Source organism: Serratia sp. LTN-2, from assembly GCF_059740205.1.
Window position 1 is genome coordinate 367,935 of record NZ_JCAXDO010000001.1, and the last position, 13,662, is coordinate 381,596.

Below are 13,662 nucleotides of genomic sequence, written 5' to 3' on the forward strand. Positions count from 1 at the left end.
AGATTAAAGGAACCCCAATGAGCAATCAAGAAACCATTCCTGGTGCCAACAATAATAGCAATCCAAAGATCATTCGGAGCGAAGCATGGAGTGAGTATAAGCCGCAAACAGTTATCCGTATTTTTGTGGATACTGCCAGTGTATCCGCCAATGCCGGCACGAGCGTGATCAATAAAGGTGTCTACATGATTGACAACCGTGGCAATCTCGGCAGCACCGGACAGGGAGGATTAAATCCAAACACGCATGTACGTCTCCGGGATTTTGTTGGATTTTATATCGATCCTATCGACACCACTTTGGGAGATATAGTGTCAATTGAAGGCTTTCAAGTTTTGTCTGGTGATATATTCGGTTCAGACGGCTTTCCAATTAAGGTGGAAAATGTGCACCCCAACTTTTGGGTGGGGCAAGTTATAAATAACAGCAACTCAACTTACAGGATCAAATGCAAATTGGTAACCGGGGGTTTACGAGCCCGTACTATCTATTTCCAGTGGGATCCCTACTTCACCGTAGTCGTGTAGGACAATGAAAATTCTGTGATTCTGCTTACTCTCTGCGAAACGATTTTCTACACCAAGGCGTGAATAAAAATGGCTGACAATCTGTTTTACATTCCAGAATCTTCTCCTAGCAAATACGAAATCAGAAATTTCAGTAAATATTTCCAGCCGCAGCAACAGAGCAACTGGTGCTGGATAGCCACTTCGGTTGCGGTGGCGAACTATTATGCAGCGGAGAAATCTGTTTTTCCGGTTGAGCAGAGCAGGCAATGCCAAGTGTATGCTGACGTCGTCACCACAGGCAGAAACGCCTGTGTGGAGAATCAGCAGTTTCCAAATAAACTCCCAGGCACTCACCCATGCAATCAAACGGGATATCCTGATGTACCAATGAGACATTTGCAAATATTTAGTCATCAAACACTTTTTTCCACCTTGGATCCGAGTGTTACCCCGCTAATACTTCAAGCTTTGGAAGCGGACGAGCCCATCGTTATTGGGTATAATTCTGGTCATGCAGCTACCTTGTACGGGTACGACAATGAACAATACCTTATCGCTGACCCCTGGTATGGCAAAAAGAAATACTCGTTGGCTCAATTACAGGATTTTCGCATTGACAGCTCTTGGCTTTTCTTTTCGAAAAGTCCGTACTGATCGTACGCATCATTTGCAGGCCGCATGAACAAGGCTAACACGGGTTCCAATAATACCCATGACTTGACTCCGGCACGAGCGTGGCGACCCAGTAGCCGCAGCTCTTTTCCCGAGCTGATACTCTGCCGCATAATTCCATGCCCGGCAAAACTGCTTGACTGCAGTTATTGTGGGTCGGTAAATGATAAAGACGGGCCGTTGCAAGTACCGGGCGGCGCTTTTCAGCGCGGAAAAGATAAGGCAAAAAAAAAGCCAGCACCCGAGCTGGCTTAAAAAAACACTGGAAGCAATGTGAGCAATGTCGTGCCTTCCACATCAGAGCCGCAAACTGTGGCCTTCCGTGAACTGCCAGGCGATGATAATAGTTATCAGTATCGTCTGTAAAGCACTTTGTTGAGAATTTTTCTCATTACCACACGAAGATTGCGCAATTACCACTCAGGGAACGGGTCCGCCATATCCAGCCAATAGTCCACGCCGGCGGCCATTTCGTCGTCGCTCAGCAGGCAATCGTCCAGCAGACGCGCGATCGTCGCCTGCTGCAGATGCTGGCCGATAAACACCAGCTCCTGGCGCATGTCGCCGAACGGCTCCACCCATTTTTCCTGAATATGCGCCCTCGTTTCGGGATCCTGCGGCCAATTGTCTTGTGGAATGGCGCGCCAAAAGGTGCCCGCCAGACCATAGTGGGCGATGCCGCCGGCCTGGCTCCACTGCCCGGCCTGCCGCGGCCGCGTCGCCAGCCAGAAAAAGCCTTTCGAGCGCAGCAGCTGGCCGCCGCCCCAATCGCCGTTGATCACCCGGTAGAACTTGTCCGGTGCAAAAGGCCGCCGCGCCTGATAAACAAAGCTGCTGATGCCGTAGTTTTCCGTTTCCGGCAGGTGTTCGCCGCGTAGCTCTTTCAACCAGCCGGGTGCCTGCTGCGCCTTTTCAAAGCTGAAGCTGCCGGTATTCAGCACCGCCTCCAGCGGCAGTTTTCCCGGCGCGATCGGCACAATGCGGGCGTCGGGATTCAGGCTGGCCAACAGCGCCATCACTTCGCCCTGCTGCGTTTGCGTCAACAGATCGGTCTTGCTGACCAGAATCACGTCGCAGAACTCAATTTGCTCAATCAGCAGATCCGCCACGCTGCGCAGATCGTCCTCGCCCAGACTTTGGCCGGCCTCCTGCAAGCTTTGCGCCTGTTGATACTGCTGGATGAAATTCACCCCGTCGACCACCGTCACCAGGGTATCCAGCCGGGCGAACTGCGACAGGCTTTCGCCTTTTTCGTCCTCAAAGGTAAAGGTTTCCGCCACCGGCAGCGGCTCGGAGATGCCGCTCGATTCGATCAGCAGGTAATCGAAACGCCCGTCCTGCGCCAACTCGCGCACCGATACCAGCAGATCTTCGCGCAGCGTGCAGCAGATGCAGCCGTTGCTCATCTCCACCAGCTTCTCTTCCTGGCGATCGAGATGCACTGCATTTTCCACCAGCGCGGCGTCGATGTTCACCTCGCTCATATCGTTGACGATCACCGCCACGCGCATGCCCTGCCGGTTGTTCAGGATATGGTTCAGCACCGTGGTCTTGCCGGCGCCGAGAAAGCCGGAAAGCACGGTCACGGGAAGTTGCTTCATGGGAACCTCATTAAAATTCATTGCGTAATGCCTGGTAACCGCGCACCAATTCGACGTTGGTGGCGGCCACTTCTTCGGAGAATTGCAGCGCGCCGCGATCGACCTGGCGATAACGCGACAGGTCGCTGTCCGGCCCCACACGCTCGGTTGACGGGATATAGCGGTTTTCCGGCAGCGTCACGCCGTCCACCACCGCGTTGTAACGCACTACGCAGCCGGACTGAATGTGGCAGTTGAACAGCACGCTGTTGAAACCGATAAACACCCGATCGTCGATGCGACACGGGCCATGGACGATGGCGCGGTGGGCGATAGAGCTGTAACGGCCGATGGTGACCGCCGCCCCGCTTTTGGAGTGGATCACCACGCCGTCCTGAATATTGGAATGCGAGCCGATGACGATCGGCTCCATGTCGCCACGGGCGTTCAGCTCGTCGGCACGGATCACCGCATAAGGGCCGACGTAGACGAAGTCTTCGACGATCACCCGGCCGCATAGAATGGCGGTCGGATCGATGTAGGCCAGCGGCGAGACCTGCGGCAGATGGCCGCTGGGATTTTTACGCAGCATGATTCTCTCCCCGCCAGCTCAGCTCCGCCACCGCATTGTGGGCATGCAGGCTCTCCTGATGTTCGACGCGCAGCGAGAAGGCGCGGTAGTCGCACTGGCTGCGCAGCATGCGATACAGACGCCGCGCCGCATCTTCGCAAAACATCAGGTTCTGGCCGTTAGCCAGCGCGAAGGCCTGCTCATCGCGGCGTTTCACCAGCGTTTGCACCGGCGTGCCCAGCGCGTGTTCGATGCAGTCGATCAGTTTTACCGGTTCGAACGCCCGGTCATTATCCGGCGTCACGGTGACCCAGGCCCAGCTGCGCTGGCTGTGTGGCGTGGCCGGCATGCCCTGCTCCAGCAGCCAATCGCTCACCTGCCGTTGGCTGACACGCTCCGCCGCCTGTTCAAAGTCAAACTGAAACTGTTGTTGCGCCAGCTGGCGGCTGAGCGCCGCCGAACTCGGGCAGGTGGAGGAGTAAGGCACGCCGACGGTCAGCGCCAGCGTCTGTGTGTTCGCCAGCGCCGCCTCGATGCGCAGCGGGTAGGCTTTCCAGCCGCGCTGCGGCGACAGCAGCGCCGGGCGCGACAACAACAGCTCGCCGCTGAGCGTCAGGTTGGCGCGATCGCTGTGCTCCGGCTGCGAATCCAGAAAGGCCTGCAACGTCCGGCCGATGCGCTGCGGCGTCAGCTCGCCCTGCGTCAATTCGTCCAGCGCCAGATACAGCCGCGACATGTGAATGCCGCGTTCGCCCGCCGCTTCGGCGTGCAGGTTGATACCGGCGTCGACCTTCGCCATCAATGGCTTGCCGACCAGTTCCAGCGGCAGCGCGATCCCTTGCATCCCGACCCAATCGAGCCCGACATCACTCATTTCGCCGCGCCATGCCTGAGCGTCTGGCAGCGAACGGCGTGGTGGAAGTGCAACTTCGTTCATACATCCCCTTGCGTTATTGTGACTTTGCCGGGGAACGGTAACACGATTTTGTTATGTTATAACATATCAAATAAGATTTTTTTCACGTCGCGAACCGCCTTGCTTAATCAAGTAGCAGAAAACTCAGCGATTTTGTTCAATGGATTGGGCTGTTGGTCAGAGTGCGATACACTAACGCTATTGCTGATTAACCCCATGAGCCTCTATGCGTGGTTTACCCCTTTGGATACTGTCGTTGTGCCTGACGGGCTCTGCCCTGGCCGCGACCACACCGCCCGCGCCCGTCGCGGCGCCGCTGCCGGACATTCGCCAGAGCGGCTTTGTCTATTGCGTCAGCGGCATACTGAATACCTTCAACCCGCAAATGGCCAGCAGCGGCCTGACGGTGGATACTCTGGCCGCCCAGCTGTACGATCGCCTGTTGGACGTCGACCCGTACACCTATCGCCTGATCCCCGAACTGGCGCAAAGCTGGGAAGTGCTGGACAACGGCGCCACCTACCGCTTCCATCTGCGTAAAGACGTGCCGTTCCAGACCACCGCCTGGTTCACGCCCACCCGCAAGATGAACGCCGACGACGTGGTGTTCAGCTTCGCGCGCGTATTTGACCAGAAACACCCGTATCACGACGTTAACGGCGGCGAATACCCCTATTTCGACAGCCTGCAGTTCGGCGATTCGGTACAGAGCGTGAGAAAGCTCGACGACTACACGGTGGAGATTCGTCTGCAGTCGCCGGACGCCTCGTTCCTGTGGCACCTGGCCACCCACTACGCGCCGGTGCTGTCCGCCGAATACGCCGACGTGCTGACGCGCGAGGGCCATCAGGAGCTGATCGACCGCGAGCCGGTCGGCAGCGGCCCGTTCCTGCTCAACGAATACCGCTCGGGGCAATATATTCGTCTGGCGCGCAACGCCGTCTACTGGAAAGGCCTGCCGCGCATGCCGCAGGTAGTGATCGATCTGGGGGCCGGCGGCACTGGCCGCCTCTCCAAGTTGCTGACCGGCGAGTGCGACGTGCTGGCCTATCCGGCGGCCAGCCAGCTGTCGATTCTGCGCGACGATCCGCGCCTGCGCCTGACGCTGCGCCCGGGGATGAACATCGCCTATCTGGCGTTCAACACCCGCAAACCGCCGCTCGACAACCTCAACGTGCGCCAGGCGATTTCGCTGGCGATCAACAATCAGCGCTTGATGCAGTCGATCTATTACGGCACGGCGGAAACCGCCGCCTCGATCCTGCCGCGCGCCTCCTGGGCTTACGACAACGACGCGCACGTCACCGAGTACGATCCGGCCAAATCGCGCGAGATGCTGCGGCAGGCCGGCGTCGGCCAGCTGAACCTGAAGCTGTGGGTGCCGACCGCATCGCAATCTTATAACCCGAGCCCGCTGAAGACCGCCGAGCTGATCCAGGCCGATCTCGGCCAGGTGGGCATCAACGTCACCATCGTACCGGTGGAAGGCCGCTTCCAGGAAGCGCGCCTGATGGAGATGAACCACGATCTGACCCTGACCGGCTGGGCCACCGACAGCAACGATCCGGACAGCTTCTTCCGGCCGCTATTGAGCTGCGCGGCAATCCGTTCGCAAACCAACTATGCTCACTGGTGTGACCCGGGCTTCGACGAGGTGCTGCAAAACGCGCTGCTGTCGCAGCAACTGTCTCAGCGCATCGACAACTACCGCAAGGCGCAGAAAATTCTCGAGCAGCAGTTGCCGGTGCTGCCGCTGGCCTCTTCCCTGCGCCTGCAGGCCTACCGTTACGACATCAAGGGATTGGTGCTGAGTCCGTTCGGCAACGCCTCGTTCGCCGGGGTGTACCGTGAATCCGCGCCGGAGGTGAAAAAGTGATTATCTTTACCCTGCGCCGCATCCTGCTGCTGCTGATCACGCTGTTTTTCCTGACGCTGGTCAGCTTCAGCCTGAGCTATTTCACGCCGCGCGCGCCGTTGAACGGCGCCGCCCTGCTGGACGCCTATCAGTTCTACTTCGTCAGCCTGCTGCACTGGGACTTCGGCGTTTCCAGCATCAACGGCCAGGCGATCAGCGAACAGCTGCGCGAAGTGTTCCCGGCCACCATGGAACTGTGCCTGCTGGCCTTCGCCCTGGCGCTGTTTATCGGCATTCCGCTGGGCATCATCGCCGGCGTGCTGCGCGGCAAGTGGCAGGACACCGCCATCAGCACCTTCGCGCTGCTGGGCTTCTCAATGCCGGTGTTCTGGCTGGCGCTGCTGCTGATGTTGTTCTTCTCGCTGCATCTGGGCTGGTTGCCGGTTTCCGGCCGTTTCGACCTGCTGTATCAGGTGAAACCGATCACCGGTTTCGCGCTGCTCGACGCCTGGCTGTCGGATTCGCCGTACCGCAACGAGATGATCGGCAGCGCGCTGCGCCACATGATCCTGCCGATCGCCGCGCTGGCGGTGGCGCCCACCACCGAAGTGGTGCGCCTGATGCGCATCAGCACCGACGATGTCCTGAGCCAAAACTACATCAAGGCCGCCGCCACCCGTGGTCTGTCGCGCTTCACCATCATTCGCCGCCACGTGTTGCACAATGCGCTGCCGCCGATCATCCCCAAACTGGGGCTGCAGTTCTCCACCATGCTGACGCTGGCGATGATCACCGAAGTGGTATTCAGCTGGCCCGGCCTCGGCCGCTGGCTGATCAACGCCATCCGTCAGCAGGACTATGCGGCGATCTCCGCCGGCGTCATGGTGGTCGGCACGCTGGTGATCACCATTAACGTCCTGGCCGACATTCTGGGCGCGGCAACCAACCCGCTGAAACATAAGGAATGGTATGCCCTTCGATAACGTATACCGCGAAAAAAAGATGCCGAGCCCGCTGCGCTACACCTGGCGGATTTTCTACGGCGACGCGCTGGCGATGATCGGTTTTTACGGGGTGATCGCCCTGCTGCTGCTGTCGCTGTTCGGCAGCCTGCTGGCGCCCTACGCGCTGGATCAGCAGTTCCTCGGTTATCAGCTGCTGCCGCCTTCCTGGTCGCGTTACGGCAATGTGTCGTTCTTCCTCGGCACCGACGATCTCGGGCGCGACATCCTCAGCCGCCTGTTGACCGGCACCGCCGCCACCTTCGGCTCGGCGCTGGCGGTGACGCTGGCCGCGGCGTTCTGCGGGGTGATCCTCGGCGTGTTCGCCGGCGTCACTCACGGGCTGCGCTCGGCGGTGCTCAACCACATTCTCGATACCCTGCTGTCTATCCCGTCTCTGCTGTTGGCGATCGTGGTGGTGGCGTTTATCGGCCCCAAACTCGAACACGCCATGTTGGCGGTGTGGCTCGCCTTGTTGCCGCGCATGGTGCGTACCATCTACAGCGCGGTGCACGACGAACTGGAGAAAGAGTACGTGGTGGCGGCGCGGCTCGACGGCGCTTCCACGATGCAAATCCTGTGGTACGCGGTCATGCCGAACATCGCGGCGGTGCTGGTGACCGAATTCACCCGCGCGCTGTCGATGGCCATTCTGGATATCGCCGCGCTCGGCTTTCTCGATCTTGGCGCGCAGCTGCCTTCGCCGGAATGGGGAGCGATGCTCGGCGATTCGCTTGAGCTGGTGTACGTCGCACCCTGGACGGTGATGCTGCCCGGCGCGGCCATCCTCGTCAGCGTGCTGCTGGTCAACCTGTTGGGCGACGGTATGCGCCGCGCAATCAATGCCGAGGTGGAATAATGCCGTTACTCGATATCCGCAATCTGACGATTGAATTTATGACCGCCGAAGGGCCGGTCAAGGCGGTCGACCGCGTCAGCATGACGCTGACCGAGGGCGAGGTGCGCGGCCTGGTGGGCGAATCAGGCTCCGGCAAGAGCCTGATCGCCAAAGCCATCTGCGGCGTGACCAAAGACAACTGGCGCGTCACCGCCGATCGTTTCCGCTTCGACGACATCGACCTGCTGCAGCTGAGCCCGCGCGAACGGCGCAGGCTGGTGGGCCACAACGTGTCGATGATCTTCCAGGAACCGCAGTCCTGTCTCGATCCTTCCGAGAGCATTGGCCGCCAGCTGGCGCAAGCCATCCCGGGGTGGACCTACAAGGGCCGCTGGTGGCAACGCTTCAACTGGCGCAAACGCCGCGCCATCGAATTGCTGCACCGCGTCGGCATCAAGGATCACGACGACATCATGGGCAGCTTCCCGTACGAGCTGACCGAAGGCGAATGCCAGAAAGTGATGATCGCCATTGCGCTGGCCAACCAGCCGCGTCTGCTGATCGCCGATGAGCCGACCAACGCCATGGAGCCGACCACCCAGGCGCAGATTTTCCGGCTGTTGGCGCGCCTCAATCAGAACAACAACACCACCATTCTGCTGATCAGCCACGACCTGCAAATGATGAGCAAATGGGCCGACCGGGTAAACGTGTTGTACTGCGGGCAAACGGTGGAAAGCGCCCAGTGCGAAGAGCTGCTGGCGGCGCCGCACCACCCGTACACCCAGGCACTGATCCGCGCCATGCCGGACTTCGGCCGCTCGCTGCCGCACAAGAGCCGGTTGAATACGCTGCCGGGCGCCATTCCTTCGTTGGAACACCTGCCGATCGGCTGTCGTCTGGGGCCGCGTTGCCCTTACGCGCAGAAGAAATGTATCGAAACGCCGCGCCTGCGCCCGGTCAAGAACCACTTCTTCGCCTGCCACTTCCCGCTGAACATGGAGGAGCAATAACATGGAAACGCTGTTGGAAGTGCGCAACCTGAGCAAAACCTACCGCTATCGCACCGGGCTGTTCCGCCGCCAGCACGTTGAGGCGGTGAAATCGGTCAGCTTTACCCTGCGCGAAGGCCAGACGCTGGCGGTAATCGGCGAGAACGGCTCCGGCAAATCCACGCTGGCGAAGATGCTCTCCGGCATGGTGGAGCCGACCGCCGGCGAACTGTTGATCGACGATCATCCGCTGGAATTCGGCGACTACCGCTACCGTAGCCAGCGCATTCGCATGATTTTTCAGGATCCGAGCACCTCGCTCAACCCGCGCCAACGCATCGGCCAGCTGCTGGACGCGCCGCTGCGGCTGAACACCGATCTTGAGCCCGCCGAGCGCGAGCAGCGCATCAACCAGACGCTGCGCCAGGTCGGCATGCTGCCGGATCACGCCTACTACTACCCGCACATGCTGGCTTCCGGGCAGAAACAGCGCGTCGCGCTGGCGCGTGCGCTGATCCTGCAGCCTAAAGTGATCGTCGCCGATGAGGCGCTGGCCTCGCTGGACATGTCGATGCGCTCGCAAATCATCAACCTGATGCTGGAATTGCAGGAAAAACACGGTATTTCCTATATCTATGTTACCCAGCACCTCGGCATGATGAAACACATCAGCGACCAGGTGTTGGTGATGCACGAAGGGGAAATCGTCGAGCGCGGCAGCACCGCCGAAGTGTTGGCGGCGCCGCTGCACGAGTTGACCAAGCGGCTTATCGCCAGCCACTTCGGCGAAGCGCTGACCGCCGACGCCTGGCGGCGCGACGGCGGCCGTTTCTGAGTTACGGCCTCACTTCCAAACCCGCTGCGGCGGGTTTTTTATTGCCGCGCGTCTGCCGCTTAGCGAGAAAGCGCACATACAAATTACATTATTGTTATATATCCTTATATTTTATTCCTTTCAGTTATTGATTAGTCCGTAACATTATTTTATCTCGCCAGGGCGATCGGTGAGGATATCCCCTACGTTGCGCTTCTCATACGACAGGATATCGCACTGATGAACAGCATTCGCCATCGCCGCCTCACGCAGTTTCTGCTCACCCTGGCCGCCGGTTTCTCTGTTTACGGCCACGCCCTGTGCTGCGATGAGCTGCGCTAAATCCGCCTTTCGCCCCGCCTGCGGGCATGTTGCCTCTTTGTCCAGCCGTCGCTGCCAGCGCAGCGGCGGCTGTTGATCATGATTAAGGATTGACCCTATGGAACGACTCCGTCGACAACATAACGCCCAGTGGTATCACGAAACCCAAAGCAGCGTGCGCGGCGATGCGCCGCTGGAGCCGCAGGCGGCCACCCATCGCGATCGTTTTCTGCTGGGGCTGGGCGCCTTTGCCGATGAAGCATTAAACAATGCACTCAGCGCCCGCTCCGGGGTGTTCAGCGCTTCGCTGGCCGGCTACCATGCCCTGTTTCCCGACCATGTGCCGCTATCGCGCTACGTGACATTGTCACCCTACGATCGCCTGAGCACCGCCCTGACCGTCGCTCAGGTGACGGGGGTGCAATCGCTTTGTAGCCACTACGCCGCCCGCCTCGCCCCGCTGCATAGCCCGGACGCCTCCCGGGAAAGCAATATCCGCCTCGCTCAGATCACCCAATATGCCCGTCAGCTTGCCAGCCAGCCCACGCTGATTTGCCGCAAGGCGCTGCAACAGCTTGGCGACGTCGGGCTGAGCCAGGCGGATATCGTTACCTTTTCGCAAGTCATCGGTTTTGTCAGCTATCAGGCGCGCGTGGTGGCAGGCATCGCGGCGTTGGCCGGCCGGCCGGCGGTGGTGGTTCCCGGTTTCCCTAACGTCGAAGACGCCGAGGGCGTCGCGTTCAGCGCCGAGGAACTGAATTGGACTGCGCGCCTGCCGCCGATCGACGCGGAAAACGCCGCCGCCGAACAGCTCGATGTGCTGGATCAAAGCCACCCGCAGGCGCGAGCCGAGTCTTATTACCTGCTGCTGGCCCACGACGCCGCCACGCTGCGCGAACGCAACGGCGTATTCAATGGCATCAATGCCGAAGGATATGGATTGTCGGCCCGCCTGAAGGCGCTGGCGACGCTGGCGGTCTCGCGCATCAACGGCAGCCGCTACTGCGCGGCGACGGTGGCGCAAGAGCTGCAGGACGACGGACTGGCCGAGGCGCTGTTCGCCGGGCTGCCTCAGGGATTGGCGTATACCGAAGACGCGGTAAAACGCGCGGTGATGCGCACCGCCGCCGAATTGACGCGCGCGCCGGAGAAGTTCACTCCGCAGAGCGTGCAGCCGCTGTTCAACAGCGGCCTGAATCAGGCACAGGCGCTGGAGGTGATCCTTACCACCGCGCTTTACGCCTGGGAAAACCGCCTGCGCCAAACGCTGGGCGATGCTGAAACCTTCACCGTCTCCGACTGAATAGCGCTTGCGGCCTTACCCTCGGCCGCAAGACAGCCTGTCCTCAGATATTCTGCCGCCGCAGCCACTCGCTGGCGGCGTCGAAAAACTTCTGCGCCAGCGGCGTAGCGCGCTCCGCCATATCGACCACCACCGCCGCATGACGCGGCATGGCGCCGATGGCCACCGGGCGCCGCTGCAACGCCGGCATCAGCGGTGATTGCAGTTGGCCGCGCGGGAACAAGCCGCAACCCAAACCGACGAAAATGCCCTCGAGCAATTGGAAGATCGAAGCGGTTTCCAGCCGCGGGTGCAGCGTCAACCCGGCGTCACGGAAGTGCTGATCGAGATAACGACGGAAGTAACGCGTCGGTTCGGCCAGGCACAGCGGTAACGCGGCCACCGCCTCCAGCGGCAACGGCGCATCGCCCACCAGCTTCGGAAAATGCTGCGGATGAAACACCAGCTCGACGCCGGTTTCCACCAGCGGTTGCGATTGGAAATGCAGTTCCTTCAAGGTCGACAGCTCGAAAAAGCCGATGCCGATGTCGACGGTATGCGCCGTCAGCGCCTCCAGCAGTTGATCGGCACTCAGCACCGCCAGCCGGTAATCGAGGTGCGGATAACGCTCGCTGACCGCCTTGAGCATTTCCGATACCGAGATACTGCACTGAGGCACCACGCCAAGGCGCAGCGTGCCATGCAAGCCATGCTTGAGCGACTCCACCTCCAGCTTCAGCCCCTGGTAAACCGAGACGATCTCACGCGCCCATGCCAGCACCCGTTCGCCTTCGGCGGTAAAACCGCCGAAATGGTTGCCGCGGTTAATCAGCGAAACGCCCAGCTCTTTTTCCAGATTTTTCAATCGCATGGATAGCGTCGGCTGGCTAACGAAGCTAGCCTCCGCCGCCCGGCCGAAGTGGCGTTCTCGTTCTAAATTACACAAATAAATCAGTTGTTTAATATCCATAGCGCGGCTCAATGATCGGCATTCGCACCAGTATACCACCGGGCGCCGCCGCCCGCCCGGTGAGTCAGAGTTTGAGCTTCACGTAATCCATCAGCCGTGAGAACACGCTACCTTGCGGCACCGCCTGCAGCGCCACCAGCGGCAGGGTTTTCACCACCTGGCCATTGTCGCTGATGCGGATCTCGCCGACGGTCTGCCCTTTATTGATCGGCGCTTCCAGCCGCGCGACGTTGAGCACGTACTGCGCCTTCAGCTTGTCCGCCTCGGTTTTCGGCAGGCTGAGCGACTGGTCCTGCGCGCTGCCGACCGGCAAGCGATGGCTTGCACCGTACCAGACCGGCTCATCCCCCAGGCTCTGGCTGGCACTGAACAGATGCGCGGTGGTAAAATCGCGCAGCCCCCAGGTCAACAGCTTACGCGCCTGCTCCTCACGCCCTTTCGCGCTTTTGCCACCCATCACCACAGCGATCAAGCGGCGATCCCCTTCGGTGGCGGAGGCGATGATGTTGAAGCCGGCCGAGGCGGTATGGCCGGTTTTCAAACCGTCGACGTGCAGGGTTTTGTCCCACAACAGGCCGTTGCGGTTCTGCTGCGTGATACCGTTCCAGGTCAGCGACTTCTCGCTGTACATGTGGTATTCCGCCGGTTCGCTCATGATGATGGCGCGCGCAATCACCGCCAGATCGCCGGCGGTGGTGAACTGCCCCGGCGCATCCAGCCCATGCACCGTTTCAAAATGGGTATTCTGCAACCCCAGCTGCGCGCTCTTCTCGTTCATCAGCTTGACGAAGTTGGCCTGGCTGCCCGCCACGTAGTCCGCCATCGCCACGCAGGCGTCGTTGCCGGAATCGATGATGATGCCGCGACTGAGATCGCGAACAGTGACCCTGTCACCCGGCTTCAGGAACATCAGCGAGGAACCTTTGAACACCGGGTTGCCCTGCGCCCAGGCATCCTTCCCTACGGTGACGACATCGTCGAGGCCAATTTTATGCTGATCGAGCGCGTGGTCGATCACCAACCCGGTCATGAGTTTGGTCAGGCTGGCCGGGTTGCGCCGTTCGTCGGCATTGCCGGCAGCCAACACCTGGCCGGTGGTGTAATCCATCAACACGTAAGAGGCGGCGTCTATCGCCGGCGGGGTCATGGTGGGAAAATTGGGCGACGTTTCCGCCGCCTGCGCCGCCAAAGGCAGTAAAATACCGCCGATCACCACTGATACTGAACGCTTCACGCTGTGTTCCTCAGGCCCGCAGGCTAAATAAAATACCAATATAATCCGCGAGATAGACTGCATTAATTCACATTCAGACGAAACCATTACTCTTTTGCAGCGAGTGT

Annotated in this window: 13 protein-coding genes; 8 read left to right on the forward strand and 5 right to left on the reverse strand. The window is 60.0% G+C overall.

Annotation, left to right across the window (positions count from 1 at the left end):
• Positions 1–17 precede the first annotated feature (17 nt).
• Complete coding sequence (locus tag AC6BYQ_RS01680) at positions 18–527, forward strand: DUF8788 domain-containing protein (protein WP_498056191.1); 510 nt, start codon at positions 18–20, stop codon at positions 525–527.
• A 69-nt stretch (positions 528–596) separates the two neighbouring features.
• Positions 597–1,163: a C39 family peptidase gene (locus tag AC6BYQ_RS01685; protein WP_498056192.1), complete on the forward strand. Its 567-nt coding sequence runs from the start codon at positions 597–599 to the stop codon at positions 1,161–1,163.
• Between the two features lie 431 nt (positions 1,164–1,594).
• On the opposite strand, the gene zigA is transcribed toward AC6BYQ_RS01685, so the two are convergent.
• Genes zigA through folE2 form a run of 3 tightly spaced genes read right to left on the reverse strand, consistent with a single transcriptional unit; the run spans position 1,595 to position 4,269 of the window.
• On the reverse strand, positions 1,595–2,782 hold the full coding sequence (zigA, locus tag AC6BYQ_RS01690; protein ID WP_074054106.1) for a zinc metallochaperone GTPase ZigA: 1,188 nt from the start codon (positions 2,780–2,782) through the stop codon (positions 1,595–1,597).
• A 10-nt stretch (positions 2,783–2,792) separates the two neighbouring features.
• Entirely contained in the window at positions 2,793–3,353 is a 561-nt protein-coding gene (locus AC6BYQ_RS01695) for an LbetaH domain-containing protein (protein WP_063919564.1), read from the reverse strand.
• Complete coding sequence (gene folE2 / locus AC6BYQ_RS01700) at positions 3,343–4,269, reverse strand: GTP cyclohydrolase FolE2 (RefSeq protein WP_498056193.1); 927 nt, start codon at positions 4,267–4,269, stop codon at positions 3,343–3,345. The genes AC6BYQ_RS01695 and folE2 overlap by 11 nt, the downstream gene beginning before the upstream one ends.
• Before the next feature lie 205 nt (positions 4,270–4,474).
• Between folE2 and sapA the strand changes: the two genes are divergently transcribed.
• The 6 genes from sapA to AC6BYQ_RS01730 all read left to right on the forward strand — a co-directional run bounded on the left by sapA (position 4,475) and on the right by AC6BYQ_RS01730 (position 11,372).
• Positions 4,475–6,124: an ABC transporter substrate-binding protein SapA gene (sapA, locus tag AC6BYQ_RS01705; protein ID WP_063919566.1), complete on the forward strand. Its 1,650-nt coding sequence runs from the start codon at positions 4,475–4,477 to the stop codon at positions 6,122–6,124.
• Positions 6,121–7,086, forward strand: coding sequence for a putrescine export ABC transporter permease SapB (gene sapB, locus AC6BYQ_RS01710; protein ID WP_498056194.1), 966 nt, complete (start codon positions 6,121–6,123; stop codon positions 7,084–7,086). The genes sapA and sapB overlap by 4 nt, the downstream gene beginning before the upstream one ends.
• On the forward strand, positions 7,073–7,963 hold the full coding sequence (gene sapC, locus AC6BYQ_RS01715; RefSeq protein WP_498056195.1) for a putrescine export ABC transporter permease SapC: 891 nt from the start codon (positions 7,073–7,075) through the stop codon (positions 7,961–7,963). The genes sapB and sapC overlap by 14 nt, the downstream gene beginning before the upstream one ends.
• Positions 7,963–8,955: a putrescine export ABC transporter ATP-binding protein SapD gene (gene sapD, locus AC6BYQ_RS01720; RefSeq protein WP_019452674.1), complete on the forward strand. Its 993-nt coding sequence runs from the start codon at positions 7,963–7,965 to the stop codon at positions 8,953–8,955. Before sapC ends, sapD begins: the two co-directional genes overlap by 1 nt.
• Before the next feature lies 1 nt (position 8,956).
• Positions 8,957–9,769 carry a putrescine export ABC transporter ATP-binding protein SapF gene (sapF, locus tag AC6BYQ_RS01725; protein ID WP_004930589.1) on the forward strand — a complete coding sequence of 271 codons (813 nt, stop codon included), beginning with the start codon at positions 8,957–8,959 and terminating at the stop codon, positions 9,767–9,769.
• A gap of 418 nt (positions 9,770–10,187) precedes the next feature.
• Positions 10,188–11,372 (forward strand): CMD domain-containing protein, encoded by a 1,185-nt coding sequence (locus AC6BYQ_RS01730; protein ID WP_498056196.1) that lies wholly within the window; start codon positions 10,188–10,190, stop codon positions 11,370–11,372.
• 43 nt (positions 11,373–11,415) lie between these two features.
• Here the strand turns inward: AC6BYQ_RS01730 and AC6BYQ_RS01735 are convergent, their stop codons facing one another.
• Together AC6BYQ_RS01735 and dacD are read right to left on the reverse strand one after the other, a co-directional pair.
• On the reverse strand, positions 11,416–12,321 hold the full coding sequence (locus AC6BYQ_RS01735; protein ID WP_025159783.1) for a LysR family transcriptional regulator: 906 nt from the start codon (positions 12,319–12,321) through the stop codon (positions 11,416–11,418).
• A gap of 64 nt (positions 12,322–12,385) precedes the next feature.
• Positions 12,386–13,555, reverse strand: coding sequence for a serine-type D-Ala-D-Ala carboxypeptidase DacD (gene dacD / locus AC6BYQ_RS01740; protein WP_498056197.1), 1,170 nt, complete (start codon positions 13,553–13,555; stop codon positions 12,386–12,388).
• Positions 13,556–13,662: the final 107 nt, after the last annotated feature.

Coding starts and splice junctions, on each gene's coding strand:
- AC6BYQ_RS01680 (WP_498056191.1), top strand. CDS start 18: ATGAGCAATCAAGAAACCATTCCTGGTGCCAACAATAATAGCAATCCA.
- AC6BYQ_RS01685 (WP_498056192.1), top strand. CDS start 597: ATGGCTGACAATCTGTTTTACATTCCAGAATCTTCTCCTAGCAAATAC.
- zigA (WP_074054106.1), bottom strand. CDS start 2,782: ATGAAGCAACTTCCCGTGACCGTGCTTTCCGGCTTTCTCGGCGCCGGC.
- AC6BYQ_RS01695 (WP_063919564.1), bottom strand. CDS start 3,353: ATGCTGCGTAAAAATCCCAGCGGCCATCTGCCGCAGGTCTCGCCGCTG.
- folE2 (WP_498056193.1), bottom strand. CDS start 4,269: ATGAACGAAGTTGCACTTCCACCACGCCGTTCGCTGCCAGACGCTCAG.
- sapA (WP_063919566.1), top strand. CDS start 4,475: ATGCGTGGTTTACCCCTTTGGATACTGTCGTTGTGCCTGACGGGCTCT.
- sapC (WP_498056195.1), top strand. CDS start 7,073: ATGCCCTTCGATAACGTATACCGCGAAAAAAAGATGCCGAGCCCGCTG.
- sapD (WP_019452674.1), top strand. CDS start 7,963: ATGCCGTTACTCGATATCCGCAATCTGACGATTGAATTTATGACCGCC.
- sapF (WP_004930589.1), top strand. CDS start 8,957: ATGGAAACGCTGTTGGAAGTGCGCAACCTGAGCAAAACCTACCGCTAT.
- AC6BYQ_RS01730 (WP_498056196.1), top strand. CDS start 10,188: ATGGAACGACTCCGTCGACAACATAACGCCCAGTGGTATCACGAAACC.
- AC6BYQ_RS01735 (WP_025159783.1), bottom strand. CDS start 12,321: ATGGATATTAAACAACTGATTTATTTGTGTAATTTAGAACGAGAACGC.